At 52.5% G+C, this 26,285-nt stretch carries 20 protein-coding genes and 2 pseudogenes; 7 read left to right on the plus strand and 15 right to left on the minus strand.

The window, feature by feature from the left end:
• Positions 1-37 precede the first annotated feature (37 nt).
• The 6 genes and pseudogenes from FMM72_RS06310 to rlmD form a co-directional block, all read right to left on the minus strand.
• Positions 38-1,390, minus strand: coding sequence for a sodium-dependent transporter (locus tag FMM72_RS06310; RefSeq protein ID WP_160208383.1), 1,353 nt, complete (start codon positions 1,388-1,390; stop codon positions 38-40).
• Between the two features lie 234 nt (positions 1,391-1,624).
• A complete protein-coding gene (locus FMM72_RS06315; protein ID WP_306815417.1) occupies positions 1,625-2,170 on the minus strand; it encodes an STING domain-containing protein in 546 nt (181 codons plus the stop codon).
• A gap of 90 nt (positions 2,171-2,260) precedes the next feature.
• Positions 2,261-2,437 (minus strand): annotated as a pseudogene (locus FMM72_RS17510) (TIR domain-containing protein); the annotation flags it as partial.
• Positions 2,438-2,458: 21 nt separating this feature from the next.
• On the minus strand, positions 2,459-2,620 hold the full coding sequence (locus tag FMM72_RS06320) for a hypothetical protein (RefSeq protein WP_162220898.1): 162 nt from the start codon (positions 2,618-2,620) through the stop codon (positions 2,459-2,461).
• Positions 2,621-2,690: 70 nt separating this feature from the next.
• Complete coding sequence (locus FMM72_RS06325) at positions 2,691-3,347, minus strand: DNA-3-methyladenine glycosylase I (protein ID WP_367116950.1); 657 nt, start codon at positions 3,345-3,347, stop codon at positions 2,691-2,693.
• Positions 3,348-3,374: 27 nt separating this feature from the next.
• On the minus strand, positions 3,375-4,736 hold the full coding sequence (gene rlmD, locus FMM72_RS06330; RefSeq protein WP_162220899.1) for a 23S rRNA (uracil(1939)-C(5))-methyltransferase RlmD: 1,362 nt from the start codon (positions 4,734-4,736) through the stop codon (positions 3,375-3,377).
• Between the two features lie 139 nt (positions 4,737-4,875).
• Here rlmD and FMM72_RS06335 point away from each other — a divergent pair, with 139 nt between their 5' ends.
• The 7 genes and pseudogenes from FMM72_RS06335 (at position 4,876) to FMM72_RS06365 (ending at position 12,468) form a co-directional block, all read left to right on the plus strand.
• Entirely contained in the window at positions 4,876-5,568 is a 693-nt protein-coding gene (locus tag FMM72_RS06335; RefSeq protein ID WP_160208376.1) for a hypothetical protein, read from the plus strand.
• Between the two features lie 124 nt (positions 5,569-5,692).
• A pseudogene (locus FMM72_RS06340) lies at positions 5,693-6,403 on the plus strand (ABC transporter ATP-binding protein); the annotation flags it as partial.
• 320 nt (positions 6,404-6,723) lie between these two features.
• Positions 6,724-8,397 carry a hypothetical protein gene (locus FMM72_RS06345; protein WP_162220901.1) on the plus strand — a complete coding sequence of 558 codons (1,674 nt, stop codon included), beginning with the start codon at positions 6,724-6,726 and terminating at the stop codon, positions 8,395-8,397.
• Entirely contained in the window at positions 8,384-9,808 is a 1,425-nt protein-coding gene (locus FMM72_RS06350) for an ABC transporter permease (protein ID WP_162220902.1), read from the plus strand. Before FMM72_RS06345 ends, FMM72_RS06350 begins: the two co-directional genes overlap by 14 nt.
• Positions 9,801-10,289 carry a hypothetical protein gene (locus tag FMM72_RS06355; RefSeq protein WP_160208366.1) on the plus strand — a complete coding sequence of 163 codons (489 nt, stop codon included), beginning with the start codon at positions 9,801-9,803 and terminating at the stop codon, positions 10,287-10,289. Before FMM72_RS06350 ends, FMM72_RS06355 begins: the two co-directional genes overlap by 8 nt.
• Before the next feature lie 106 nt (positions 10,290-10,395).
• Complete coding sequence (locus tag FMM72_RS06360; protein WP_162220903.1) at positions 10,396-11,742, plus strand: MATE family efflux transporter; 1,347 nt, start codon at positions 10,396-10,398, stop codon at positions 11,740-11,742.
• 87 nt (positions 11,743-11,829) lie between these two features.
• Positions 11,830-12,468 carry a bifunctional 4-hydroxy-2-oxoglutarate aldolase/2-dehydro-3-deoxy-phosphogluconate aldolase gene (locus tag FMM72_RS06365; protein WP_160208362.1) on the plus strand — a complete coding sequence of 213 codons (639 nt, stop codon included), beginning with the start codon at positions 11,830-11,832 and terminating at the stop codon, positions 12,466-12,468.
• 76 nt (positions 12,469-12,544) lie between these two features.
• On the opposite strand, the gene FMM72_RS06370 is transcribed toward FMM72_RS06365, so the two are convergent.
• The 9 genes from FMM72_RS06370 to clpB all read right to left on the minus strand — a co-directional run bounded on the left by FMM72_RS06370 (position 12,545) and on the right by clpB (position 26,155).
• Positions 12,545-13,573: a LacI family DNA-binding transcriptional regulator gene (locus FMM72_RS06370; RefSeq protein ID WP_162220904.1), complete on the minus strand. Its 1,029-nt coding sequence runs from the start codon at positions 13,571-13,573 to the stop codon at positions 12,545-12,547.
• A gap of 110 nt (positions 13,574-13,683) precedes the next feature.
• On the minus strand, positions 13,684-15,168 hold the full coding sequence (locus FMM72_RS06375) for an L-fucose/L-arabinose isomerase family protein (RefSeq protein ID WP_162220905.1): 1,485 nt from the start codon (positions 15,166-15,168) through the stop codon (positions 13,684-13,686).
• A gap of 12 nt (positions 15,169-15,180) precedes the next feature.
• Complete coding sequence (locus tag FMM72_RS06380) at positions 15,181-15,804, minus strand: DUF4867 family protein (protein WP_160208356.1); 624 nt, start codon at positions 15,802-15,804, stop codon at positions 15,181-15,183.
• A 17-nt stretch (positions 15,805-15,821) separates the two neighbouring features.
• Positions 15,822-17,345 (minus strand): xylulokinase, encoded by a 1,524-nt coding sequence (xylB, locus tag FMM72_RS06385; RefSeq protein WP_162220906.1) that lies wholly within the window; start codon positions 17,343-17,345, stop codon positions 15,822-15,824.
• 370 nt (positions 17,346-17,715) lie between these two features.
• The gene (locus FMM72_RS06390; protein WP_243151525.1) at positions 17,716-19,650 is read right to left on the minus strand and encodes an LTA synthase family protein; all 1,935 of its coding nucleotides are present in this window, start codon (positions 19,648-19,650) and stop codon (positions 17,716-17,718) included.
• A gap of 207 nt (positions 19,651-19,857) precedes the next feature.
• Positions 19,858-20,937 carry a hypothetical protein gene (locus FMM72_RS06395; RefSeq protein WP_162220907.1) on the minus strand — a complete coding sequence of 360 codons (1,080 nt, stop codon included), beginning with the start codon at positions 20,935-20,937 and terminating at the stop codon, positions 19,858-19,860.
• A gap of 172 nt (positions 20,938-21,109) precedes the next feature.
• Positions 21,110-22,705, minus strand: a complete 1,596-nt coding sequence (locus tag FMM72_RS06400) for a peptide chain release factor 3 (RefSeq protein WP_160208350.1) — start codon at positions 22,703-22,705, stop codon at positions 21,110-21,112.
• Between the two features lie 333 nt (positions 22,706-23,038).
• Positions 23,039-23,527 (minus strand): GNAT family N-acetyltransferase, encoded by a 489-nt coding sequence (locus FMM72_RS06405; protein ID WP_162220908.1) that lies wholly within the window; start codon positions 23,525-23,527, stop codon positions 23,039-23,041.
• A gap of 21 nt (positions 23,528-23,548) precedes the next feature.
• Complete coding sequence (clpB, locus tag FMM72_RS06410) at positions 23,549-26,155, minus strand: ATP-dependent chaperone ClpB (protein WP_162220909.1); 2,607 nt, start codon at positions 26,153-26,155, stop codon at positions 23,549-23,551.
• Positions 26,156-26,285 lie beyond the last annotated feature (130 nt).

Consider the following 26,285-nt stretch of genomic DNA (forward strand, 5'->3'; position numbering starts at 1 on the left):
AGAACAGGCGCTTTTTTTGACCGATGTATGAGGGGCGTCAACCGCTGACCACCTTGACAATTCCAGCAATTCCCATCGCCGTGACAATTACAATCAGGACAGGCGTAATAATCCGGATACACCACAGCCACGCTTTTTTCAGCTTAAAGGTCACGCCGTCCGATTCAATATGTGCAAGCAGGCGCTGGGGCCCCCATATCCATCCGACATAAATGCACATAGCGATTCCGCCGAGCGGCATCAGGAAATTGTCGGTAAGCACGCCCATGAAGTCAAAGAAGGTATAATTGAAGATCAGCAGGTCGCCGAGCGGCCCAAATGACAGAGAACTTGGCACACCAAGCAGGAAGATCAGGACGCCGAGTAAAAATACCGATTTCCCGCGGCTCCAGTGGAGATCATCCATTGTATAGGAGACAACGCATTCCAACAGCGCGATTGCCGATGTCAGGGCAGCAAAAAACATTAAAACAAAAAACAGAATTGCAAATACAGCGCCCGCAGGCATATTGCTAAACACATTCGGCAAAGTGCCGAAAATAAGCCCCGGACCCTGCGCCGGCTCCAGATTGAACGCAAACACCGCAGGGAAAATTGCAATGCCTGCAAACACCGCGGCCATCGTATCCAATCCGGCCACAGTTATACAACTGCGCGGAATATTTTCACTACGCCGCAGATAGCTTCCATATGTAATCGTGATACCCATACTGAGACTAAGCGAATAGAACACCTGCCCCATTGCAGCCACAATCGAATCGAAGCTGAAGCTGGAATCCGCTGGTGTAAAAATGAAACGAAGCCCGGACATCGCTCCTGGCAATGTTACAGAACGCACAATCAACACAATCAACAGGATAAACAACGCCGGCATCATAACGGAGGACGCCTTTTCGATCCCTTTTGTCCCTTTATAACATATAAAGCAGGCCAGAGCCATAAATATAAGATGCCATACAACCGGTTCGGCCGGCTGGCCAACATATGCCGAAAAATCAGCCGGCGCCGAGAAGGTAGTCGTATAGGACGCGATATATTTGAGAATCCAGCCGCCGATGACGCTGTAATAGGATAAAATAATAAAGGCGGAAAGCACACCCATAACGCCGATAAACGTTACTTTTTTATCGATCGCATGATAAGCGTTAACTGGATTTTTTTGTGTCAGACGGCCGATTGACATCTCAGTTATCATGACTGGTAATCCAAGCACCAGCACAAAGATCAAATATGCTACCAAAAATGGAAAACCGCCGTTGCGTCCCATCAGATATGGGAATTTCCAAAGATTCCCCAGGCCGACAGCCGCGCCGGCTGTCGCCAAAATAAACCCCATTTTGGATGCCCACTGGCTCCTTACAATTTTCCCCTTATGCGCTTCGTGATTCATTCGCATCATCCTCCAGCATTTATTATTTCTGATCCCTCAAACGGATTTATTGACCAGACAGGCTGACATTCTTCCTCCTTCTCCTGAAATCATTTAAATATTTGAAATCCCCGCCGCCCTGAAGGACGGACAATTCGGATATTATTGGCAATGAGCTTTCCGTTTCGACGGTCCAAGCGCTTTCATCTGTATTTGACAGGCAATCGCCGGCTCTATCGCCACAATACGGCATGGTTATGCGCGCAAGCCTGATTCCAGTGCGGGCAATCTTTGTTGCAGCACCTCAATCTTTAAAAACTCCTTCTCATCTATAACGCACGCCACATGTCTAGCCGTATCGTCGTCGTCAATCAAATACTGAAGGGTGGCGCGAAAATTTTCAAGCTCCCGCGCGGATACGCAATCCATATGGCTGGCAGAGCCGATAAAATCCTTTCCCATATATAATTCAGCCGCCTTACGGGACACATTCAGGCAGGTCGGCATATCCATCAAGCTGTATAAGGTTTCCCCTGTCAAACGGCCGTACCCTGTAAAATGCCGGTGTATACCCGGAATTTGGATTTCCAGCAGAGCGGCTGGCTTTTTCAATTCATAAAACCGCGGCTTTAAATCCTCTGAAAGCGTCTGCGGCAGCACAATATTCAGCTTCTGATTCATACCGTTAAACGCAAGCCGTTTTCCGCCGGACAGCACATAATCCTCTGTCAGCAGATGGCTGCATACCGGCTTTACGAAATTTTCAAAGTAAGAAAGCGCCGTGGCTGTGGAGGGCAGCATTGAGATGCGTGAAATCTGGCGTTCCTCATGGATTTTGTCTGCAATCTTTCCACATTCCTTTGGCAGGTCTTTTTCATTTTTAAAGAACACGTAGGTAATACCGCTTAAATCGGAAGGGACCCGCACTCCCTTTTGAATCAATGCAAATGTACGGTACCGGCTCAGGAGTCCTGTGAAAATACCATGCTCAAACAGGACGTTGTCACGCGCTGTAAAGCACCGCTTTTTTCTGATAACCGCATGGTCGTCCTTTGTATACAGCACAACAGCGTAATCAAATCCGACCGCCTATTTGCAGAGGTTTTCCAGCGTCGATTCTCCCAGCCTGAAAAAATTATCCGACCACTTTGTGACACGGCCGATATCTTCCAAGCAATCCTCGACTATCTCGGCATATTTTTTCCCTTCCGCTGACGACGCAATAAAAATACGATCCTGTATTCTGCACATGGCGTCCTCTCCTTTGCTGTCTCCAATCCCTTTACGTTTCTTTTGAATTCGTTTTGATATGCCGCCTACCTCAGCCTTCATGATCCCTGCGTTTTGAAACTGTATCAGAGCAATCCAAAAGCTCCTGATAGCGAAAGCAGGATTCCAGATGGTCATTGACAACGCCGGATGCTTGCAGATGAGAATAAACCGTAACCGAACCCATATACTTCAGACCACGGTTCTTCAAATCTTTACTGATAAGATCAGACAAGCCGTTTTTTGCTGGTATAGTGCCTTTTTGATGCCCCATATATAAATAAGTTCTGCCGTTCGTAAACCTCCAAATATATGAACTGAAGGACCCAAACTCCGAGCGAATCTCTTGAAAACACCGCGCATTGTGAATAACCGCCTGAATTTTCCGTGGGGATTTAATCATTCCATCCGTATTCATAATGCGTTCTATGTCCTCACCGCCATAAGCCGCCACCTTATCAAAATCAAAGGCGTCAAAACACTTGCGGAAAATCTCACGTTTTTGAATCATCATATTCCAATTCAAACCGCATTGCATGACCTCCATCATCAAAAATTCGAACTGCTTTTGATCATCATACAGCGGCACGCCCCACTCCTCGTCGTGGTAGCGCCGCATCTTTTCATTGCATTCACACCAAGGACATCTGCTCATATGGCTCACTTCCCGATATGCATTGTTGTTGGGATTTTCGCTTGACCGGCTCATGATTTCTCAGGTCTAATCCGATATATTTCAATCTGATTTCAGACGGGACAACAGAGCGACCGCTTCAACATGCGCAGTACGCGGGAACATATCGACCGGCCGGCAGCGGCGGGGCATATACCCGGCCGCCGCGAGCGCGGCGCAGTCGCGCGCCATGGTGGCGCTGTCGCACGAAACCATCACAACACGCTGCGGAGCCATCGCGGCGACCGCATCCAGCACCTCTGGCGCACAGCCCTTGCGCGGCGGGTCCAGCACGATGACGTCGGGCCGCACGCCTTCTCGTGCGAGCCGGGCGGCGGCTTGTCCCGCGTCCGCACAGAAAAAACGTGCGTTTTTAATCCCGTTGCGCACAGCGTTTGCGGCAGCGTTTTCAATCGCTTGTGGGACAACCTCAACACCAATTACCTGTTTGCACAGATGCGCGAGTGAAAGCCCGATCGTTCCCGCGCCGCAATACAGGTCCAAAAGCGTCTCCCCGCCTGTAAGCGCCGCAAATTCGGCAGCCACGCCATAAAGCCGCTCCGCTCCCGGGCTGTTGACCTGATAAAACGACTGTGCAGACAGCTCAAACTGTACGCCGCACAGCACATCGGAAATGGATGGCTTTCCATACAGAACGCGGCTGTGCTCACCAACAATTACATTCGTATTTCGTTCGTTCACATTCAATAGGATGGATACGATCTCGCCGCAGCGGGAAAGCAGCAGATCAACAAGCGCATTTTCATTTGGCAGACGCGTCCCGTTGACAACCAGGCAGACCATGATCTGCCCCGAGCGGTGTCCGCGCCTCAGGTAGACGTGGCGGATAAGGCCGGCCCCTGAGTTCTCGTCGTAGGCTGAGACATGATATGTATACATATAGGACAGAACAGCCTCCAGAAGTTCCTCAAAAACAGACGGCTGAAGTTTACAGGCGTGGCAGTCAATCACTTCATGTGTTCGCGGCGCAAAAAATCCGGCGCACAGCTCGCCCTTTTGCACCCGAACAGGGTACTGCGCTTTGTTTCGGTACCCGTCAATGACCGGCGACGGCTCAATAGGTTCTACCGCAAGCTCCAGCTTTCCGATTCGCCGCAGATTTTGCTGGACAAACGCCTGTTTGCAGCGCAGCTCGGACTCATAGGAAATATGACGGAACACACAGCCGCCGCACCGCCTGCTGACAGGACAGTCCGGCTCGATCCGGTCTGGCGAAGGCTCTATGATCTGTTCAATCCGTCCATAACAATGCGTGCGGTTTACCTTAACAATCCGCACGCACAAGCGGTCCCCCACAGCCGAGGCGGGCACAAAAACAGCCATGCCGTCCAATCGGCCGACGCCGTTGCCATCATGCGCAAGATCGATGATTTCCAGTGTGACCAGTTCATTTTTTCGCGGCATGTTCACGTTCCATCCTTTCCCTGCGCCGCCGCGTATACTAGGGACGGCTTTTCTTCACATTGACAATACATTTTGATTATTCTATCATAAAGCTGTTGGGATGGCAACGAAATCCATGATAAAAGGGATGGTCTTTGTGATGAAAAGATATTTTTCTCTGTTGCTTGCCGGCGTCATAGTTCTGGCGGCAACTGCTTGTGAAGCAAAGCCGCGGGAATTTGACCCTGCTGCATTTTGTATTCAAGAGAGTGTTGCGCTGACGCAGGAAATGGGCGCGATGGCCGCCAACCAGACGTATATGGAGCTTATGTCCGGTTCCGATGAAATCATGAAAATAACAGATGAAATCGGCGCGCAGGATTACAGTAAACCGATACGGATCTATCTCATTAATTTTTCTCAAGCGATGGCCAATCAGATTTTCAGCCTTATTTCACCAGGCCAGGCGCTTCCTGACGATTTACAGGACATCCTTTATAAGCGTATGAACGGCGTCATGGCAGCCAGTTTCATCAACGCCCAGCTTGGCGGCACTGCCGCGCTGGCCGCGGCCAGCCTGCTTACAACGGAAAAAGCATACATTGAGCCGGAAGGCTGGCCCGGCGGACAGCTGCTGTTTTTGCAATATGAAAGCGGCTGGTCAAGCATCGTTTCCTTTGCTTCCGCTGGGGAGGGAGTCATTGGGGCAAAAGCAGAACTCGTGCTTGTCTCCGACGAGATTGCCTCGGATCTTGACAGTCTGATCGCCATGCTCCCAGCAGATACGATTGAATTTGACTATACAGTTTACGAGGGCAGCGAGCTTGCGGCGCTGCTTGGCAGCGATTCATAGCTCTGTTTGACGGCGCCGTCTTATGTGCGTTATGTGAGAATTTTTCTAAACTTATATGAAAACACATGCAGTAAACGGACGAAAATGCTGCACCTATTAAAAGGTATTCTATCAGACGAGGGGGATGGCCTTGGAACAGACGGCACAGCGAAAAAGCGCGCCAAGAACCATTATCAGCGTTCGGCATCTGCGCAAGGTGTACCGTATCGGCGACGAAAAAGTAGTCGCGCTCGGCGATATCAACCTCGAAATTTTACAGGGACAGATTGTCTGTATCATCGGCACCTCCGGTTCCGGAAAGTCGACATTTTTAAACCAGCTCGCCGGGCTTGAAAAGCCGACGCGCGGCGCGGTATATATTGGCAAAACAAACATTTCACGCCTGTCTGAAAACCAGCTTGCCACCTTCCGGCAGCGGTATCTTGGATTCGTGTTCCAATCCTACAATTTGCTGCCGACCATGACGGCGCTTGAAAATGTCTCGCTGCCGTTGATTTTTAAGGGCGCGCCCAGGGCTCTGCGCGATAAGGCTGCAATGACGATGCTTGCCGCAGTGGGGCTAAAAAAACGCGCTTACCATCGTCCGACACAGATGTCCGGCGGTCAGCAGCAGCGCGTTGGCATCGCCCGCGCGTTTGTCACACGGCCGAAGGTCATTTTTGCAGATGAGCCGACCGGCAATCTTGATACAAAAACGACCATTGATGTGATGAAAATGATGGTCCGCTTTGCCCGCCGCTACCGGCAAACGTTAATCATTGTTACACACGACCCGGAGATCGCCGACTATGCCGACCGTGTTGTCACATTAATCGACGGCGCGATCACCTCTGACATATCCCACGAACCGATTTATGACGGAAAGAGCGAGCAGGAACAAACGCTTATCCCTGACGAGCTGATTGCTCCAGGCGACGAAATTCCACAGGGTCCCATTGATGAAACTGAGGACGAGCCTATACCGCCCCAAGCCGATACGCTTTTATTCCCGGACAGCGCGCCCGAGGACGGTTCTCATCAACCCGGCTGCGCACCGGCAGAAAAGGATATAGACTCTGCTCAAAGCGCCCCCAAACCTCCGCCGCCCACAAGCGGCGTATCCACCGATCATCCCGCGGCGCCTGACGATGCGCGGCAAAAAGGAGACGTTTCGCTATGAATCATTTTCCCGCACGCGCGGTTTCCCTGATCCTCGCTGTCCTGCTTTTACTGTTGGCTGCGGGCATTTCATTCGCCGCCGTCCTGTCCGGCACACGCGTTTATGCCGAGGAAGGGTCTTCCAGCGCCCAGACTTCCGCTGAGCCCGAAAGCGCGCCGCCGAAAACAAGCGCGCCTGACATCATTTTCGCTTCTTCAAGCACGTCAGGCGGCCGTTTGACCGCACCGGCTGATAAGATCGACGATTCCACGCCTGACAACGAGCGCAGCAGTTCCGAACCGAGCAGTTCTCAGACGAGCAGCGACGACAGCCCGGACGACGCAATCGCCGATATTCAAAGCCTGACCTTCTTTAACAGCAACGGCGCGCCTGTCAGCGAAGTGCAGCCGAATACGCGTATCACCATGAAGGTTGAAATTTCGGATGAAGGCGTTTCCAGGGACGAGTTTCTCGCCATCCGGGAGAGGGTGCGCGCCAACATCAACAGGGATACCTTCCAGCCGGATGAAAGCAACGGACCGGGGTATACGATTGAGCAGGTTAATACCTGGAAGAAAACGGGCGTCAAATATACCATCACATATACCGGCCTGCTTTATACCGGTGAAACAGATAAGCTTCTGCTTGTTGTGAATTACGGGATGGTCGGCACAAATGAAATCGCGCGCAGTTTTCGACGCGACAACATCGAAGACTTGATCGTGCGCGACAAAACCTCCCGCGACGACAGGTATGACGACGATGACGATGACGACGAATCTTCAAGCCGGCCGGAAATCGCGCCTCCCACGCCGACGATCATCGTTTCCGAATACGACTATGGCGGCGGCAATGTGACGGCCGCAAGCAAATTCAATCTCAAGATGCGTTTTACCAATACAAGCAAAAAGCTCCCGGTTGACAACATTGTTGTCAAGCTGACCATGCCGGAGGCGCTTACGCTTACGAGCTCTTCAAATACCTTCTATATTGAAAAAATGTCCCGTGAATCATCGGTTGAACGGACAATCGGCATCTCTGTCAAGCCCAATGCCGAACCGGTTTCCCAAGCGATCAAATTAAGCTTTACATATGAGGCGGTCATCGACGAGGAGCGCAAGCAGCTTACCGCGGAGCAGGAGATCAGCATTCCTGTTTCACAGCTCAACCGCTTCTCTGTTGACCCGGTCGAGGTGCCCTCAGAAATCTATGTCGGCGACGATACAAACCTTGAGGTAAATTTCGTTAACAAGGGAAAGACGCCCGTTTACAATGTCACCGCCGAAATTTCCGGAAACATTTCACAGCCGGGCCAGCGTCAGTTCATCGGTAATGTGGAGGAAGGCAAGGAGGACTCCGCTTCCTTTACGCTTGGCGCCACGGAAAGCGGCGAGATTTCCGGCGAAATCCTCATCACCTATGAGGACGCCAATATGAATGTCAGCGAAATCAGGCAGCCCTTTACAACGACTGCTGTTTCTTACGACGAGCCAGCGGACGACTCCATGATGACCGGCGGAATGCCCAGCGAAGATCAGCCGGTTGTCACGCCATGGTATCAGACGGTTCCGGTCTGGACCTGGATGGTCGGCGGTGTCGTGCTGGTGATTTTCCTGGCGTTCATTATCAAGCTTCTGCGCGCGCGCCAGAAGGAAGAATCGCTTCTGGAGGAAGAAGATGAAGATTTCTGATATGATTTCCATGTGCTTTGGAAATCTGTTCCGGCGCAAGATGCGCACCATCCTGACGGTGATCGGCGTCGTCGTCGGCACCTGCGCGATTGTTGTTATGATTTCGCTTGGATTGGGGATGAACCAGCAGCTCGAGCACACACTTGCGCAGATGGGAAGCCGTCTTACCACAATTGACGTTATGAACTACCGGTACAGCGGAATGAGCGACGGCGACAATGCGGTCATGGACGACGACGCTGTTGAGAAAATACAGAATTTGCCCGGCGTTGAGGTCGCAACGCCAATTTATTCCCCAAACCTCCAGGCGCGCATCTATGCCGGCAAGGACGACCGCTATCAAATGCAGATGTGGGATGTTACCGGTATGTACGCCGAGGCAATGCCCAAAATGGGGTATACACTTTTGGAGGGCGACTACCCTGCCGGTCCACAGACCGACAAGAAAAAACCGATCTATGTTGTCGTCGGCGAATATACCGGTTTCAGTTTCGAGGATACCAAAAAGAAATTTGATAATTACCGGTGGCCTGAAATGGACGAAAACGGCGAGTTGAAGCAGAAGCCGTTCGTTGATATCATGAACGACGAGTTGATTTTGCGCAGTGACAAGCAGGATGAGGACGATCCGGACTCGAAGCAATTCTCGTGTGAAATCAAGCCGGTCGGCCGTGTGAAGGAGGATTACGACAAAGGATGGGTCACCTCACAGGGCATCATTATGGATATCGAGGATGTCAAATGGCTTGAAAAGGAGTATAACCGCGTCAACAAAATCACGACCAGCAGCCGTGATAAAAGGGGCTACACCAATGTCACTGTCAAGGTCGAGACTATGGAGGATGTGGAGCCGGTCCAGACGGCTATTCAAGCGATGGGATTCGATACGAACTCCATGGAGGATGTGCGCAAGCCCATGCAGGAACAGGCCCGCCAGCAGCAGATTTTTCTGGGCGGCCTTGGCGGCATTTCCCTGCTTGTCGCGGCCATCGGTATCACGAACACGATGATTATGTCGATCTATGAACGCACCCGTGAAATTGGCGTGATGAAGGTGCTCGGCTGTAAAGTGAAAAATATCCGTTCTGTCTTTTTGATGGAAGCCGGGGTCATCGGATTTTTCGGCGGTTGTCTCGGCGTTGCGGTCAGCTACGGCATCTCCTATCTGATGAATGTCTTTAATTTTTCGTTCAGCGGCAGCGGCGGCGGGATGGGCGGCGGGATGAGCTATGGAATGGGATATATGATGGGCGGCGCAATGGATGCAGGCGGCGCTTCGGTGTCGGTTATCCCGCCGTGGCTGGTCGTCGCGGCCATTGCCTTTGCAACCCTGATCGGTCTGATTTCTGGTGTTCTGCCGGCCAACCGCGCCATGAAAATCTCCGCATTGGAGGCGATCAAGCATGAATAAATTCATGCGGCTTTTTACAGCCGCGGCGGTTCTGGTGGCCGCCGCGGCGCTTTTTTATGTCTGTGCGCGCCAGATACAAAAACAAAATTTTATTGACGCGCGCTTCACAACGGCATATATGCGAACTGTCCAAAACGAAACGGGGCTTTCCCTGGATCTCAATGAGCTGATTGGCCGTCCTGTTCCCGATACGGCGCAGGACGGATGGTTTCTTTACAGCGCGCTTTATTATCCGGGCGCGGACACAGTCGTTTGCACTGTGTCCATGCCGTTTTCAGACGCCTCGGCGCGCCTGATTCATTCCGACGGAACAGAGGCCGCCGGCTGGTATACAGCGCAAGCGGAGCAATTCGGCATACAAAAAATATTTTTCGAGGAATGCGGCTTACCTGATTTCGCATGGTTGGCTATTGAAGGCAGCGGCGGCAGCGCATGGTTTTTGATCGACCGTGAATTTGCATACCCCGATGAAACGGATTAGACAAACGGCTGGGGCTTGTCAAACAGGTCCGCATGTTGTAAGATGAAGGAGACGTCCATTCGCCGGTTCGGCATGGCCGTCTGATGATATATGGAAGGAACACAACATGCTTGATTTGACAAAAGGACCCATTACAAAATCCATGCTGCTGTTCGCCGGGCCGATGATCCTTGGGAACCTGCTTCAACAGCTTTACAACATTGCCGATACGCTGATCGTCGGACAGTTTCTTGGTCCGGGCCCGCTTGCTGCGGTCGGCTCATCCTTCACTCTGATGACGTTTTTGACGTCGATCATTCTGGGCCTTTGTATGGGCAGCGGCGTCGTTTTTTCCATGCTGTTCGGCGCAGGAGAAACGGACCGCCTCAAAAACAGTTTATTTATCTCATTTGCACTCATTGGCGCGGCGGCTATTGTGATCGAAATACTTTCTCTCGCGCTGCTCTCCCCCCTGCTCACGGTTTTACAGGTTCCCGCGGATATTCGCGCTGAAACCGGCGCATATTTGCAGGTGATCTTCCTTGGCATCTTTTTTACCTTCATCTACAATTATTTTGCATGTGTGCTGCGCGCCATCGGCAATTCTGCCACGCCGCTTGTCTTTCTTGCAATTTCATCGGTGTTAAATATTGTGCTCGATCTGTTGTTTATCATTGTGTTTGAAATGGGCGTGGCCGGCGCCGCCTGGGCGACAATCATCGCACAGGGCGTCTCCGCCAGCAGCATTATGGTATATTGCTTTCTGCGCGTGCCGCAGATCCGTCCTCAAAAACAACATCTGCATTTTGAGCGTGCAGCCGCATGGAACATTACACACTATTCCTTTTTAACCTGTATCCAGCAATCGGTCATGAATTTTGGTATCCTGATGATTCAGGGCCTCGTCAACAGCTTCGGCGTCTCCGTCATGGCTGCGTTTGCGGCTGCCGTCAAAATCGATTCCTTTGCGTATATGCCTGTACAGGACTTCGGCAACGCGTTTTCGACCTTTATCGCCCAAAATTACGGCGCAGGAAAACAGGAACGCATCCGCGGCGGCATCCGTTCCGCAGTCATCTGCGCGCTGGCGTTCTGCGCGGTTGTTTCATTGATTGTCTGCCTGTTCGCACGGCCCCTGATGCTGATTTTTGTAAAGCCGGACCAGACGCAGATTATCGCAATCGGGATGCAGTATCTCCGTATAGAAGGCGCCTGCTATGCCGGCATCGGATGCCTGTTTCTTCTGTATGGCCTGTTCCGGGGGATTGGCCGGCCGGCCGTATCAATTGTTTTGACAGTCGTTTCGCTTGGCACGCGGGTGGCTCTGGCTTATCTGCTCGCGCCCATTCCCGCGTTCGGGCTACCCGCAATCTGGTGGGCGATCCCAATCGGCTGGTTTCTGGCCGATATTGTCGGTCTGCTACTCTATAAAGCGCCGCGTCAAAAAAGCCGCTTGTCAAAGCATCCGGTCTGAACGGGATTAAGGATTGTTTAAAACATATGGTGGGATTCACTGGGCTGAATCCTTGTCTTGTCAATCAATAGAAAGGGGTCCTTATAAATGATCTGCGACATCTTTAACAAGCTATGTGAACACCGTGTCGTTTCCATTCTGCGCGGTGTTCCGGCAGACACGCTTGAACCCGTTTTGGACGCGCTCTGCAATGGCGGCGTCTATGCCGTTGAAATCACAATGAATACAGCCAACGGCCTTGATATGATCGAACGCGCCAAAAAATATGCCGGCGAACGGATGATGATCGGAGCGGGTACCGTACTGGACGCTGAAACGGCGAGACAATGTATCCTGGCGGGCGCCGACTTTCTGCTTTCGCCGGTTCTTGCGCCGGATATGATCGCCCTGTGCAATCAATACGATAAACTCGCGATTCCCGGTATTTTTACACCGACTGAGGCTCTGCAGGCCCGACGGCTCGGCGCGCTGATGATCAAGGTGTTCCCGGTTGGAAGCGTCGGCCCGCAGTATATCCGCGATTTGCTCGGTCCTCTCGGCCAGCTCAGCCTGATGCCGGTTGGCGGCGTCACGCTCCAAAACGCCGCCGATTTCTTCAAAGCGGGTGCTGTTGCGATCGGCGTCGGATCCTGCCTGGTCAGCGGCACGCTCGCCGCACAGCATGATTTTGATGAAATTACACGGCGCGCAAAAGCCTTTCAGAAGGCTGCCGGTCTGTGCACATAAATAAATCCGTTCGCCTGATTAAGAGCTGTTTAAAAAGCAGAGGCGCGGCCGCAAAAACGGCCGTGCCTCTGCTTTTCTAATTGATGTTTTCGCGGATCTTAATCACCGTATTTGTAATATGATTACACGGCGCAACCTGTTTACCGCTCATATAATAATCAAACATCATCTGTACCGAACAGTATCCCTGATCTTTTGGCTCCTGTCCGATTGTAAAATCAATCACGCCATCCTGTACCAACTGGCGGGTCGATTCAATCTCATCGTGGGAGAGAAGATAAATTTGATTCTGCCGCTCAAGTTCTGTGACAGCACGGCACACGCCCGCAACACCGGCCGCCGCAATATAGATGCAGTTGATCTCCGGGTGCGCTCTCAAGGTCCCCAGTGCCATTTGATAGGCGTATTCATCATTATCGAGCGCCTCAAACACGTCGACCAGCTTATACGGCACTTTCTTTTCCCGGAGGGTACGCGAAAATCCGCGGATACGATCGTTGTGCCCTTTCATTTTAAGCGAACCGGTTACGATCAAAAGATTAAGCTGATCTGAAGCCATCAGCGCAAGCAGCCCTGCGGCCGTACTCCCCGCCTGCAAATAGTCGCAGCCTACATAACAAAGCCTTCCGGTTTTTGTCAGATCCGTATTGACGGCGATCACTGGGATGCCGGAATCGATCAATTGATTGAGAAACGCGCGGATTTCTTTTGTATCGATCGTTGAAACACAGAGCGCCTGGCAGCCGGCCTCCACCAGCTTTCGTATCGCACGGATATGAACGCCCGCATCGTACCCCTCCACTTCCTGGAATACAAGCGTCACGCCAAAATCGGAAAGCTCGCTTTCCGCCTGCCGGAATCCGGAGATTACATCATTAAAAAAGGCGTTTCCAATGCTTGGAAGAAAACATCCGATTTTAAGCGGCTGCTTGCGTGCCGCGAGAATTTTTCCCGCACGGTTCGGTTCATATCCCAGGTCGTCCGCTATCTTGCGCACATGCAAGGCGATTTCCGGTTTTACCCCCGGACGATTGTGGAGCACCCTGTCCACCGTTCCGCGCGACACTCCCGCAACAACGGCAATCTGCTTGATGGTAACGGACACCGGCTCCTCCCCCTTTTCAACAAACAGGCAAAACGGCCGCGCGCCGTTTTGCCCCGAATGTCCTTATTATACGCTATGATACCCGGATGTGCAAGAAGCGATATCCGCTTTTACGCAAACGGATTTTCATCGGGGTAAAGCATCCCCTTAGGTTGGTTAAACGCAATATCCGGCACGCCAAGATAATCAAAAATAGTGTAAAGCGCCTTGCCGACATGGCCAAATGCAACCGCGCCGTGATGCGGATAGTGCTTGGAAATCAAAACATGGCGGTAAAAACGCCCCATCTCCGGGATTGCGAAAATCCCAATCCCGCCGAACGAGCGGGTCGCGACCGGCAGCACCTCGCCCTGTGCGATGTATGCCTGTAAGGAAGCGTCGGCGTTTGCATGAAGTCGGAAAAATGTAATCTCTCCCGATGCGATGTCGCCCTCAAGGGTGCCGCGGGTGAAGTCCGGCTCGCCGCCGTTTTCAAGCAGGCGGTTCTGGATAAGCTGATATTTGACCGCGCCGGCTTTCAGCCGGCAGAACGGAGTATTCCCGCAATGAAATCCCATAAAGGTGTCCCTCTGAGTATAAGGGAATTTACCGTCGATATCGGCCTGATACAAATCTGCAGGAACCGAATTATTGATATCAAGCAGCGTAACGGGCGCGCCGGTCACGCAGGCGCCGATATATTCGCTCACCGCCCCGTAGATGTCAACCTCACAGGCGACCGGAATCCCGCGCGCAGCGAGGCGGCTGTTGACATAGCACGGCTCAAACCCAAATTCCTTAGGGAACGCTGGCCAGCATTTATCCGCGAACACAACATAGTCGCGTGCGCCTTTGTTAGACTGGGCCCAGTCGAGCAATGTCAGTTCAAACTGTGCCATACGCGGCAACAGATCCGGATATTGATTGCCCTGCGCGCCGAGTTCGTCAGCCATATCCCTGACAACCTCATCGATTCGGGCGTCGCCTGCGTGCGCTTTGTAGGCGACCAGCAGGTCAAGCTCCGAGTTTTCCTGAATTTCGACGCCGAGATCATAGAGCGCCTTGATCGGTGCGTTGCAGGCAAAGAAATCCTGCGGGCGCGGACCAAAGGTAATTACCTTTAAAGACGCCAAGCCGAGCAAAGCGCGCGCAACCGGCAGAAAATCATCAATCATCCCGCACAGCTCGCCGGCAGTTCCGACAGGATATTCCGGGATAACAGCTTTCAGCCTGCGCAGGCCAAGGTTATAAGAACAATTCAACATCCCGCAGTACGCGTCGCCGCGCCCGTTGATCAGATCGGTTCCGGTTTCCTCCGCAGCAGCGGCGTACATAACCGGACCGTCAAAATATTTTGCGATCAGCGTTTCAGGCGTTTCAGGGCCGAAATTACCGAGGTAAACGAACAAGGCGTTGCAGCCGGCAGCTTTGACATCCGCGACCGCTTTCTGCATATCCTTTTCATTTTCAACCACAATTGCGCACTCATAGATACTGCCGCCTTTGGACGCATAGGCTTCGGCAATCGCTCTGCGGCGGCGTTCGGACAGGGAAATAATAAAACAATCGCGGGAAACTGCGATAATGCCAAGTTTAACTTCAGGGATGTTTTTCATGGATGATTCTCCTCACTCAATCGTAATATTGTCTCCGACAAGACCCGCAAACGCGCCATTCTTTGCCTCGTCTGAATCGGGATGGGCGATCAGCCATTTGTTGCGCGCATAGAGCAGCCGGTCCTCACAGAGCTGCGGCCCGATCGCGGGCTTTTCAGTGTTGGTGCCGCGCGGAAGCACCACGGCTACCCGGAACCCCGCCCCGCCCGGCGCAGTCACCGGGGCGTAGTGCAGGGTTGTTTCATAGAGCAGAACCGCTGTTTTGGCAGGCGCGGCGAACGCTTCCACCTCGCCGGTATCAAGCCGGCCGCCGCGCACCTTCCAAAGCGGCGCGACAAGAAGGACCACATCATCGTCTGTGATATTCAGTTCACTATTGCGGTGGTATTCCAGGCAATTCAGCTTCCGGTTATGACCGTTGCAGTAACCGATCTGAACCGGCATCCCGCCGAACAGATGGTCGAAAAGAAACTTATAAGCCGCAAGCGCCTCCAGTGCGGGATCGCTTGGAACATAAATCGTACAATCCGCTGGTTTCCCGCTGTTCTCGCGCAGCGCCTTGAGCAGAGGCGTAAAATCGTATCCCTCCACGACCTTGCCATAAACCGCAAATTCCTTGTCAAATACAGATTTCATCGGCCGAATCCTCCTTGTTACAGCTTTGAAAGCGCCTGGAAGCTCTCCCGAAGCGCCGGATAGAGCGATTGATATACCTGATAAAACCGCTCGTACCGCTCGGCGGCCTGCGCATCCGGCCGCTGAGCCGGGTTTGTCTGAATCATCCTGCGGCAGGCTTCCTGCACGTTCGGATAAAGCCCCGCGCCCACACCTGCCAGAATCGCCGCGCCGAGAGCCGGCCCCTCCTTGGAGGCGACCGTTTTCACTGGGCAGCCATAGACATCAGCAAGCATCTGCCGCCAGAGCGGGCTGCTTCCACCGCCGCCGCAGGCGAGCATCTCGGTCGAGACAACGCCCATACCGCGCAGCACATCGAGACATTGCCGCTGCGAATAGGTTACGCCTTCCATCACCGCACGCAGCAAATCGTACTTTGTATGGATCGCCGAAAGGCCAAAGAAAACGCCGCGGCTGTTCTCATCGAGCAGCGGGGACCGCTCGCCCATCAAATATGGCAGGAATATCAGCCTGTTCGCGCCGATCGGCACCCGTCCGGCCTGTTGATCCATCAGGAAATAGGGATCGACGCCCATCCCTTCTGCGGTTTTCATTTCTTCAGTGAAAAAGTGATCGCGCAGCCATTTGAGCGAAAGACCTGCCGCCAACGTGCAGCTCATAACCGTCCATGCTCCTGGCACAGCTGAACAGAATGTATGCACCCGTCCCTGAAGGTCGATCGTCACGCGGTCTGAATGTGCAAACACAACGCCCGATGTACCGATCGTGGTAAACGCCTTGCCCACTTCAACAACGCCTGTCCCAATCGCCGCGGCCGCATTGTCGCCAGCGCCGCCCACTACAGGAGTCCCCGCCGCGAGTCCGGTTAACGCGGCAGCCCTGGGGGTAATCTGTCCGGTGACTTCACAGGATTCATACATCCTTGCAAGCAGAGCATCGTCAATCTCCAGCTTTTCCAGAATCTCCCTTGACCAGCAACGGTTCGGCACGTCGAGCAGGTTCATTCCTGACGCGTCCGACACCTCGGTTGCAAATTCACCGGTCAACTGATAACGTATGTAGTCCTTTGGCAGCAGAATATGTCTGCATTTGGCGTACAGTTCCGGTTCATGGCGGCGGACCCACAGGATCTTGCCGGCGGTAAATCCTGTAAGCGCCGGATTCGCCGTAATCTCAATGAGCCGCTTATGGCCAACAAGCGCAGTGATCTCCGCACATTCCCGCGAGGTGCGCCCATCGCACCAGATAATGCTGCGCCGAAGCGGCTCGCCCGCCTCGTCAAGCATAACAAGCCCGTGCATCTGCCCCGAAAGGCCGACCCCCTTGATCGCTTCGGGCGCCACGCCGCTCTCATCGATCACCCTGCGGATCGTCGCCGCGGCGGCTTGCCACCAATCGGACGGTTCCTGCTCCGCCCATCCGTTCTTCGGCTGGTAGAGCGGGTATTCAACAGTCGCAGACGCTGCGACCGCTCCATTTTGGTCAAACAGAACCGTTTTCGTTCCGGAAGTGCCAAGATCAATACCAATCAGATAGTTCATAGGTTTATCCCCTTCCACTCCGGCCAAACTCCCTGCCGTATATTTTCAGGCCGGAATCGATTTTATATGTTCCCCAAAGCGGACTGGGAACAGATTTGTCAATATAAACGACATGTATGTGCTCGTGCACGAAATCGTTTTTAAAAAATGCAGGCTGTTTCTTGCCGCTGAATCAACCTGCTATGCCTTCATGTGCACGAGCACATTCTGTTTGTATTAAGAGTATTACGAAAACATCCATTTGTCAATTGATATTTTCTAATTTTGTAGGTTATCACAAATTTATTTCATCACAATTGGAAAAAATGATAAAATTTCCGCAAAAAATCCCGTGGCCGGGCTTACAACCCGGCCACGGGATTTTTTTGATTCAGGCAGAACCATTTTCTTCCGTATACTGTTTTCCAAACATCATATCATACTGGAGCAGCCAGTGGCTGTCAAACCACTGCTCCTGCTCCGGCGTCATCTCCTCTGAGAAAGAGCCGTCCGGATTAACAGTTATCCCACGCGAACGCGCACGGAAAATGTCCATCTCCTGGGAAAGAAATTCAAACATCAACGGTTTTTCAAGCCCATAAAGCTCCATCATCACTGGAGAGATGTTGTAGGCCGCAACCGTTCCAAGGTCGACCGGCGTGTTATAATAATTGCTCCAGATCACCAAAGGCGTACCATGCAGATTCGGACTGGAGGTATCTCCCTGCGCAATATAGCCTGTCTTTTCATAAAGCTCATAGCCTTTTCCAATGGTGTTGTAGTGGTCGCCCCAGAAAACGATAATCGTCGGCTCGTCAACCTTTGAAAAATAATCGACCAACGTGCCAAGCATTTCGTCGGCCTCCCGAACTCCAGTTGCAAAATCCTGGAGCTGCGAAAGCGTTTCCTGGGAAATACCGTCGGGCGCGCTTGTGATCCTGACAAGCTCCTCCTGCGGATAATTTTTCGCATTATAACCGGAGTGGTTCTGCATCGTTACCGCATGGATAAAAAGAGGCTTATTCTGATCCCGCTGTTCATATTCAGATATGATGCGCCGCCCCATCTCAGCATCCGTAATCAGGCCGCCGCTCCATTCCTCGGCGCGCTTGCGCTCCGGATTCACAAAGTCCTCCATCGCCACAAACCGGTCAATTCCCAGATGCGGATAAGCGGTATCCCTGCTCCAATACTTGCGATAGAAACCATGGATGGCCAGCGTATCATAGCCCTGCGTCTTCAAATAAGCCGGCAACGCAAACATATCACGCGTCACATGCTGCTGATAAGGCTTTGCGCCAAGCGGCAGATGCTCCACGGAATAACCGGTCAACGCCTCGAACTCCACGTCGCACGTACCGCCTCCAAAGCTTGGCGAATAAGACTTGCCAACAGCAGCCGTCTCCCTGAGGCGGTCGAGCGTCGGCGTAACCGGTTCGCTGTATGTAACGCCCGGCAGCTCGTTTACATTCCAAAACGCCTCATCCATGATAAAAATAATATTCGGTTTCTGTTCAGGCTCGGCGACGGCCGCCGCATAGCTGTCCGTATAATGCGGCATACGCGGTCCATTTGCTGAAATCTGTTCGATCAAATCCTGCACGGCCTGTTCACTATAGCCATCCGGCGCTGAGATATCAAGCGCCTGTAAATTGGAAAGAAATCCGGTAATAACGCCGTGATTTTTGTAATAACGATTCTGCATCCACATATCTGGCCTGATATCAAAATAGAGCGTGGCAGCCGGCTCCAAATAGACGCCGAATACAAGCACTCCCAACAAAATGCAGGAAACGCCGCCTGTGACCACACGTCTGCGCCAACCGCCTGGATTGGATTTCCGGCGCGGTTCACGCAAACGAAACGTCAATAAAAACAGCACAACGAAAATGATGATTGTCCAGATCATGGAGGTCTGAATTTCTATATTTGCCTTTCCAATTACGGCGCTTGCTTCTGCCGCCTGGGATATATCCCACGGCAAAAATGGTTCGCCGCGGATTTGCAGTTTATAGTAGGTAATGGCGGCGGGAAGCCCCCCCGCGATACCGGTTGTCAAAACCGCCAGCGAATGAAGGCTTGTAAACCGGCTCACGACGAGATAAATCAATTGTAAAAACAACCACGCCAAAGCGAAGCTCCAAAGATGCGCGGAAAGGACAGCGGCAAAGCCATCCAAGGTACCGCGATGAATCCATTCTGTTGTGAAAAGCGCAATTACCGGAACTGAAAGGGTTGCGGCAAACCGCGCGTCGCTGCTTGTAAGCGTCAGGCCATAAACAGCCATCCGTTTTTTTCTTGGTATCTGTACCGCTGACTGGGACAATGCGGACGCCTCCGAATTACAAAAATAGCACGCCGTTTTTTCAGCGCTTTTACATTATAGCTGGTCCGCGCGAAATTTGTATGAAAAAACTGAAAACAATTCAAAATTACAAAATATTGACGAAAAATGAAAAGCCGCCCGTATACGGATAAACATTCCGTGTATGGGCGGCTCAAACGCTTCAATGGAGAAGCTAAGGCATCATCATCAGTCGACATAAATTGTGATGTAATCAGTCACACGCTCATATCGCGAGCTATCTGGAATGAATCGGAATTTATATTTCTCGCCGTCCTCAACACGTGTACTTGCCGATTCAACCCATTCGAAATCACCTGAAATCTCATCGTCATTGTCGTTATAAGCGGTCACATTTGAACGCAGATCGCGGAGCAGGTCGCGCAGGCGGTCTCCCTTGTCCGCGTAGATCTCATCGATTTTCAGATAAACATTCTCATCGCTGTCGTCGCCGTCCACACGAACGCGGATGGTCCCGGTGGCATCGTCATATTTACTGCTGTCCGGGATGAAGCGGAATCGATAGTATCGATTGTTGCGGACCGTTGTGCTCTCAGATGTCACCCATTCCACATCGCCGGAAATCTTCCGATCATTATAGTAGGCTGTGACATTATCCGCCAATTCATCCACCAGGTCGCGCAGACGGTCGCCGCTGTTGGCATAGATCGTCCTGGTGCGGAATTTGAGATTTCCTGAGGACGAAGAGGAGGTGTAAGAATCACGTTCCACCTCGTCCAGGTTGCCGACCGATGAACGCGAAGGAATATTGAGCGTCGCCGAACTGTCAACACGCGCCTTTGTAACATAGGCGCCGTCCGACAGCGATATCTGAGCGGAAGTCGCAACGTCAAGCGTGCCGACATTTCCCTGGATTACCACGCTGACCGGCGAATAGACATACATGGTTCCAGCGCTGCCGGAGGAACCGACCACTACCTGAACGCCTTTATTCAGGCTGCTATCAACTGTCAGCGACGACATCACGCCCTGAATGGTCACTGATGTCTGCTTTCCAAGCGTCACGCCAAGGTAGCGGCCATCCGCCGCATGGAAGCAAACGAGCAGATCGCCCTCGCCGTCCGTCATAAGTTTCAAATCGGTCGATGACGCCTGATATGTACCAACAACCCGGCCGCCCAAAACAAACGAAATATTTTTCCCCGAAACGGAAACGCTGTAAAGATTGTTGCCCGTCGCATTCACAAAAATGCCAAGGGCGATTGCAAGGATAAGCGCGGTACAGACCGCCAAAACCCGCTTTTTCATATAAATCTCCTTTCCCCTTCACTGCTCCGTTCAATCAAGCCCTTCCTAACCGGAGCCTAATATATAGATATTATATCACTGCCCGCTGTAAAACAAAAGCCCTATTTTTTGAAGTAATTGTTAAAGAAAGGGCCGGAAATGCCCGCCCCTTCCCATTCTCCTGGCAATGCTGTCAAGACCTGCCGAATTCCGCAAGTTTCAGCCACGGATTTTTTTCCTGCGCCCATCGGATATTCCATTCATCGGTAAATAACAGAAGGTATCGGTCGCGGAAATCCTGTACAAGCTTTGTATCGGAGGTGATGTCAAGCTGCTTGGGATCGAATTCCTCATTTTCAATCCAGCGCAGATATTGATAGGAAAGGCCCTCCTGTCGGATTTCCACATTGTATTCGTTTTTCAGCCGGTACTCAAAAACGTCAAACTGGAGCGTGCCCACAACTCCGACAATGACCTCCTCCATACCGGTGTTCGGCTCGTGGAAGATCTGGATGGCGCCCTCCTGCGCAATCTGCATCGTGCCCTTGACAAACTGCTTGCGCTTGAGCGTATCGGTCTGACGCACCCGTGCGAAATGTTCGGGCGCAAAGGTTGGAATTCCCTGAAACTCAAACTTTTTATCCGGCATACAAATTGTATCGCCAATCGAAAAAATCCCTGGATCAAATACACCGATGATATCGCCCGCATACGCCTCGTCAATGATCTCACGATCCTGCGCCATCAATTGCTGCGGCTGAGACAGCTTGATCTTTTTGCCGCCCTGCATATGCAGGACTTCCATGCCTTTCTGAAAGCGCCCGGAACAAATACGCATAAACGCAACGCGGTCGCGGTGCGCCTTATTCATATTGGCCTGTATTTTAAAAACAAACGCAGAGAAACGGTCTTCAAATGGATCGATCACGCCAATACTGCTCTCGCGCGCGAGCGGCGGAGGCGTCATCTTGAGAAAGTCCTCCAAAAATGGTTCCACGCCGAAATTGGTGAGCGCGGATCCAAAAAACACAGGCGAAAGCCGGCCGTGACGCACCTGATCCATATCAAAATCATAGCTTGCGCCGTCAAGCAGTTCGATATCATCGACCAGTGTCTGGCGATGCGCGTCGCCGATCATCTCGCCGAGCCGTGTATCCTCCAGCGACAATTCCACCTTCTCCACTTGGCGCACGCCATTGGCCGCACCGTCGCCGAGAAACGAAATAATTTCGCGTTTATGCCTGTCATAAACGCCTTTAAACTCCTTGCCGCATCCAATCGGCCAGTTGACCGGATAGGTGCGGATCCCAAGCTCCTGTTCAATCTGCTCCATCAGATCAAACGGGTTGCGCGCTTCCCGGTCCATCTTGTTGACAAAGGTGAAAATCGGAATATCGCGCAGCAGGCAGACCTTGAACAGCTTGCGCGTCTGCGGTTCAACGCCTTTGGCCGCGTCGATCACCATGACCGCGGAATCTGCCGCCATCAGCGTGCGGTATGTGTCCTCCGAAAAATCCTGATGGCCCGGCGTATCGAGGATATTGATGCAAAAACCTTCGTAATTAAACTGCATCACCGACGAAGTCACCGAGATTCCGCGCTGTTTTTCAATCTCCATCCAGTCCGAGACGGCATGGCGGGCGTTCTTTTTTCCTTTGACCGCGCCCGCGAGCTGAATCGCTCCGCCATAGAGCAAAAATTTTTCCGTCAGGGTCGTTTTACCGGCGTCCGGATGCGAGATAATCGCAAACGTCCGCCGGCGCTCAATTTCGCTTCTGTAATCCGACAATCCGATTCCTCCAAAATATGACTGGCACGCCGCTGCGTGCCAGCGCTTACACATCAATAAATTTCACATAAAAAACAGGAGCCAAGGCCCCCGTGGTTCCCGTTGCGTATGATACCATGTCCGCGAAGCGGCATGGTATCATTGCCCATTGGGGCGGCAGCGGGCTGCGCCCGCGTATCACCCTGGCCATAAGGCGTAAAATAACCGCTCTGCGGTTATTTTACCATCTTTCCCCGCTGTGCGCAACTATAATCTTTAGAACGCTAAATCCTCCCTCACTCGAAAAAAACCGGCCGCCCAGCACAGAGCTGGGCGGCCGGAATGGCGGAACCATCAGATCAGCGGCTTATTGAACAGGAAAAGATCCTCATAATGGCCGTCCTTGAATCGATAGCCGTTTTTTGTCGCGCCGATCCGCTCAAAACCAAGTTTCTCATACAAGCGGATCGCCGCCGTGTTTGAACAGACGACAGCGTTAAACTGAAGTCCTACAAACCCGCGCTTCTTACACATTTCAAGCGAGTGCAGCACAAGGCGTTCGCCCATCCCTGTGCCGCGCGCGTCGGATGATACGCCATAGGACGCGTTCGCTATATGCGCGCAATGACCGGTATTATTTGGATGCAGGATATAAACCCCCACAATACGTCCGTCGCTTTCCGCAACGCCTGTAAACGACTGTGAAGCGAAAAACGCACGCGCCTCATCCGGTGTAAACGGCGTATCCTGCGGAAAGGCGTTGCCCTCTGCCACCACTTCATTCCATATTTTTGTGACTGCTGCAAGGTCCTTTTCCGTATACTGCCTGATAGTCGCTCCCAATGCTTTGTTATCCCCTCTCTGTCATGACTGCTTCGCCCGGATCGCCAGCGCGCCGCCGTTCATATACACTTCAAGATGCGTACCAGGCTCCAGATCGTCCGCGATGATCATGCGGGCCAGCATCGTTTCAACCTTTGTCTGCAAAAAGCGTTTGAGTGGACGCGCGCCGTAAACCGGATCGTATCCCTGATCGACGATATACGCCTTTGCATCCGGCGTCAACTCCAGCGTAAGCTGTTTATCAAACAGCCGATGCTGCAAATCCGCAACCAGCAGATCGACAATTTTTGTAATCTCCGTTTTTTGAAGCGGCTTATAAAATACAATCTCATCAAGGCGATTGAGGAATTCCGGACGGAACTGCTGCTTGAGCAGGCCCTCCACCGCGTCGCGCGCCTCCTGGGTGATGTTTCCAGACTCATCGATTCCGTCAAGGATATGCGGTGAGCCGAGGTTCGATGTCAGAATGATGATTGTATTTTTAAAATCGACCGTGCGTCCCTGCGAATCGGTGATGCGTCCGTCATCAAGCACCTGAAGCAGGATATTGAACACATCGGGATGCGCCTTCTCGATCTCGTCAAACAGAATAACAGAATATGGCTTGCGGCGCACCGCTTCAGTGAGCTGGCCGCCCTCCTCATAACCGACATATCCCGGAGGCGCTCCGATCAGACGGCTGACGCTGAATTTCTCCATATATTCGGTCATATCGATGCGCACGATGTTCCTTTCATCATCGAACAGCGCCTGTGCGAGCGCCTTGGCAAGCTCCGTCTTGCCGACGCCCGTCGGCCCGAGGAATAGAAACGAGCCGATCGGACGGCCCTGGTCCTGGATACCGGCGCGCGAACGCAGGATCGCTTCCGCGACCTTGGAAACGGCCTCGTCCTGCCCAATGACGCGTTCGTGCAGAATCGACTCCATATTGAGCAGCTTTTCGCGCTCTCCTTCCATCAGCCGCGCCACGGGGATACCTGTCCAGCGCCCGACAATCCGTGCGATCTCCTCCTCGGTTACTTTGTCGCGCAGAAGCGTCGAATCCTTCTCCGCTGTTTCCGCACGCTCCTCCTCCTCAAGCTCTTTTTTCAGAGCCGGGAGCCTGCCGTATTTCAACTCCGCAGCCCGATTAAGATCATATGTGCGCTCGGCCGCCTCAATATCGGCGTTTACCTGTTCAAGCTCCTCACGCAGCTTCTGCACCTTTGAAATAGCATTTTTCTCATTTTCCCAACGCGCCTTCATCGCCTTGAACTGCTCGCGCATCTCGGCAAGCTCCTTCTGGATCTCATGCAGATGCTCCTGTGACAGGCGGTCCGTCTCCTTTTTAAGGGCAGCCTCCTCAATCTCGTGCTGCATAATCCGGCGCGAAATTTCATCAAGTTCCGACGGCATCGAATCCATTTCCGTGCGGATGACGGCGCACGCCTCGTCTACAAGATCGATCGCCTTATCAGGCAGGAAACGGTCTGAAATATAGCGGTTTGACAAAACAGCCGCCGCGATCAACGCCTGGTCTTGAATTTTAACGCCATGGAACACCTCATAACGTTCCTTTAGCCCGCGAAGAATAGAAATTGTATCCTCGACGGTCGGTTCGGGAACCAAAACCGGCTGGAACCGGCGTTCCAACGCGGCGTCCTTTTCAATGTATTGGCGATATTCATTGAGCGTCGTTGCGCCGATACAGTGCAGCTCTCCGCGCGCCAGCATTGGCTTGAGCAAATTGCCCGCATCCATCGAGCCTTCCGTTTTGCCCGCACCGACAATCGTATGCAGCTCATCGATAAACAGGATAATCCGGCCGTCGCTTTTTTTAATTTCCTGCAAAACAGCCTTGAGGCGCTCCTCAAACTCACCGCGGAACTTGGCGCCTGCGATCAGAGCGCCCATATCGAGCGAAAAAATGGTGCGGTCCTTGAGGTTTTCAGGCACATCGCCGCGCACAATCCGCTGCGCCAGCCCTTCGGCGATGGCCGTCTTACCAACGCCGGGTTCACCGATTAAAACTGGGTTATTCTTCGTCTTGCGCGACAGAATCCGGACGACATTGCGTATTTCATTGTCGCGCCCGATGACCGGATCAAGCTTTTGCGCGCGCGCCTGTTCGACCAGGTCTGAACCGTATTTTTTGAGCGCGTCATATGTGTCCTCCGGCGTGTCGGAGGTGACGCGCATATTTCCGCGCACGCTCATCAGCGCCGACAAAAATGCGTCCTTTGTCAGATTAAACTGTGCAAACAGCCGTTTGAGCGGCTCGTTCGGCATCTCAAGCAGCGCAAGCATGACATGTTCAACCGAAACATATTCGTCTTTCATGCGGCCGGCGAGCTTTTCAGCCTGCACGAGCGCCTGATCGACCTCATGCGTGACATAAATCTTGCCCTGCTCACGTCCTGGCCCGCTGACGCGCGGCAGGCGCTTGACTTCATCGCGTGCGGCTTTTGCGACGGCAGCGGGGTCCGCGCCCATCTTCTTAAACATCTGGCCAATCAGGCCGTCCTCCTGTGCGGCAAGCGCGCAAAGCAAATGCTGTTGTTCGATCTGCATGTGGCTGTAATCGGTCGCGATGTTCTGGGCTTCCTGGATCGCTTCCAGTGATTTCTGTGTAAATTTCTGAGCGTTCACCGAACACCCCTCCTATATATTAAAAGTATTTTATACATTTAGCACTCTATACATCTGACTGCTAACTATATAGTACCCCTTTTGTCCGGAAAAATCAAGTCTAATTTGTAAACTTTAAAACAGACTCCGG

This window comes from Anaerotruncus colihominis (genome assembly GCF_010206195.1).
Taxonomy (GTDB): domain Bacteria; phylum Bacillota; class Clostridia; order Oscillospirales; family Ruminococcaceae; genus Anaerotruncus; species Anaerotruncus colihominis_A.

Excerpts from the sequence above, each read along its gene's own strand:
- FMM72_RS06310 (WP_160208383.1), bottom strand. The coding sequence starts at position 1,390 with ATGAATCACGAAGCGCATAAGGGGAAAATTGTAAGGAGCCAGTGGGCA.
- FMM72_RS06315 (WP_306815417.1), bottom strand. The coding sequence starts at position 2,170 with ATGCTGCCCTCCACAGCCACGGCGCTTTCTTACTTTGAAAATTTCGTA.
- FMM72_RS06320 (WP_162220898.1), bottom strand. The coding sequence starts at position 2,620 with ATGTGCAGAATACAGGATCGTATTTTTATTGCGTCGTCAGCGGAAGGG.
- FMM72_RS06325 (WP_367116950.1), bottom strand. The coding sequence starts at position 3,347 with ATGAGCCGGTCAAGCGAAAATCCCAACAACAATGCATATCGGGAAGTG.
- rlmD (WP_162220899.1), bottom strand. The coding sequence starts at position 4,736 with ATGCCGCGAAAAAATGAACTGGTCACACTGGAAATCATCGATCTTGCG.
- FMM72_RS06335 (WP_160208376.1), top strand. The coding sequence starts at position 4,876 with ATGAAAAGATATTTTTCTCTGTTGCTTGCCGGCGTCATAGTTCTGGCG.
- FMM72_RS06345 (WP_162220901.1), top strand. The coding sequence starts at position 6,724 with ATGAATCATTTTCCCGCACGCGCGGTTTCCCTGATCCTCGCTGTCCTG.
- FMM72_RS06350 (WP_162220902.1), top strand. The coding sequence starts at position 8,384 with ATGAAGATTTCTGATATGATTTCCATGTGCTTTGGAAATCTGTTCCGG.
- FMM72_RS06355 (WP_160208366.1), top strand. The coding sequence starts at position 9,801 with ATGAATAAATTCATGCGGCTTTTTACAGCCGCGGCGGTTCTGGTGGCC.
- FMM72_RS06360 (WP_162220903.1), top strand. The coding sequence starts at position 10,396 with ATGCTTGATTTGACAAAAGGACCCATTACAAAATCCATGCTGCTGTTC.
- FMM72_RS06365 (WP_160208362.1), top strand. The coding sequence starts at position 11,830 with ATGATCTGCGACATCTTTAACAAGCTATGTGAACACCGTGTCGTTTCC.
- FMM72_RS06375 (WP_162220905.1), bottom strand. The coding sequence starts at position 15,168 with ATGAAAAACATCCCTGAAGTTAAACTTGGCATTATCGCAGTTTCCCGC.
- FMM72_RS06380 (WP_160208356.1), bottom strand. The coding sequence starts at position 15,804 with ATGAAATCTGTATTTGACAAGGAATTTGCGGTTTATGGCAAGGTCGTG.
- xylB (WP_162220906.1), bottom strand. The coding sequence starts at position 17,345 with ATGAACTATCTGATTGGTATTGATCTTGGCACTTCCGGAACGAAAACG.
- FMM72_RS06395 (WP_162220907.1), bottom strand. The coding sequence starts at position 20,937 with ATGAAAAAGCGGGTTTTGGCGGTCTGTACCGCGCTTATCCTTGCAATC.